This window comes from Streptomyces sp. NPDC057543 (assembly GCF_042801895.1).
Classification (GTDB): domain Bacteria; phylum Actinomycetota; class Actinomycetes; order Streptomycetales; family Streptomycetaceae; genus Streptomyces.
Map to the genome: position 1 here is coordinate 1 of NZ_JBHVFF010000575.1, position 1582 is coordinate 1582.

The 1582-nt window shown below is 69.3% G+C and carries 1 protein-coding gene; it reads left to right on the plus strand.

Features of this window, described 5'->3' with window-relative positions; all coding sequences use genetic code 11:
• Positions 1–126: 126 nt before the first annotated feature.
• Positions 127–1572 (plus strand): NF041680 family putative transposase, encoded by a 1446-nt coding sequence (locus ACFU8Q_RS41395; RefSeq protein ID WP_384465353.1) that lies wholly within the window; start codon positions 127–129, stop codon positions 1570–1572.
• The last annotated feature ends 10 nt before the right edge of the window (positions 1573–1582 follow it).

Consider the following 1582-nt stretch of genomic DNA (forward strand, 5'->3'; position numbering starts at 1 on the left):
AGCTTGACGTTTAACGTCGCAGGTCACCCGACCTGCTGAACTGCATCGATCAGCGACATACGAGACGCGGCCGCCCTTGATGCTTCGAGGTGTCGAGCAACGAAGCTGAAGGAACGGCCGCTGCCCATGAGTCTGCCTGTCGATGTGCCCGGAAGCGAGGCGTTGGGCCTGTTGTCCCGCTTTCGGGTCGAGTTCTACGAGAGTCTCTACGCCCGCGCGGATGCGCTCTTCGAGCTCACCGATGCGGTGCTGTGCGCGGACGGGCCGGTGAAGACCCTGGTCGAGTTGTCGCTGTCGGCCGAGCACCGGCGCGGGCATGGCGCGCTGTATGCGGCCTTGGACCGGGGCTGGCTGGAGCCGGCGCGGTTACGCCGCGCTCTGGCTGGCCTGCCGCTGCCGAGGGCGGCCGACGGGCGGATCGTGCTCGCTGTGGATGTGTCGCACTGGCTGCGGCCCGATGCACCGACCAGCGACGAGCGGTTGTTCTGCCATGTCTACGGACGCGGTGACCGCAGCAGTGACCAGTTCGTGCCCGGCTGGCCGTATTCCTTCGTCGCCGCCCTGGAGTCTGGCCGCACTTCCTGGGTCGCTCTCCTGGACGCGGTCCGTCTGGGCCGGGCGGACGACGCCACCCAGGTCACCGCCAGCCAACTCCGCGACGTCGTCGACCGGTTGACCATGGCCGGGCACTGGCGGCCGGGCGACCCCGAGATCCTGATCGTCATGGACAGCGGCTACGACGTCGCCTATCTCTCCCACGTCCTGGCGGACCTGCCGGTCGTGCTGGTCGGACGTCTGCGCTCGGACCGCGTCATGCTCCGCGACGCCGGTCCCGCTCGCTCCGGGCCGAAAGGCGGGCGGCCCCGCAGGCACGGCGGCGTCCTCACCTTCGCCAAGCCCGACACTTGGCACACCCCCGACGTCACCACCGTGACGGCCACCACCCGCTACGGCACAGCAGCGGCGACGGCCTGGGACCGGATGCACCCCAGACTCACCCACCGCGGCCCCTGGCTGGAGCACGCGAACGAAGAACTACCCATCTTGCACGGCACGTTGATGCGGCTGAAGGTCGAGCGCCTGCCGGGCGACCGCGACCCGAAACCCGTCTGGCTGTGGTCCTCGGCCGCCGGTGCCATGCCGGCGGACATCGACCGCTGGTGGCAGTCGTTCCTCCGCCGCTTCGACCTGGAGCACACCTTCCGGCTGATGAAGCAGACGCTCGGATGGACCGCCCCGAAGATCCGCCACGCGGATACCGCCGACCTGTGGACCTGGCTCATCATCGCCGCCCACACCCAACTCCGCCTCGCCCGGCCCCTCGCCGAGGACCTCCGTCGACCCTGGGAACGCCGCACCGAACCTCGCCGCCTCACCCCCGCTCGGGTAAGGCGGGGGTTTCGCAACGTCCGTGCGGCGACAGTCCGTCCGGCAGCCGCACCAAAACCCTCCCGACCGGGCCCGGGGCGGCCTCCCGGCTCGAAGAACAAGCAGCGAGCCAGGCACCACGACGTCGGCAAGACGGTCAAACGCGCCGAGTCGATCAAGGAACATCAAGCTCACCGACGTTAAACGTCAAGCT

Bases quoted from the DNA above. Each gene is read 5' to 3' on its own strand.
- ACFU8Q_RS41395 (WP_384465353.1), top strand. From the start codon at position 127: ATGAGTCTGCCTGTCGATGTGCCCGGAAGCGAGGCGTTGGGCCTGTTG.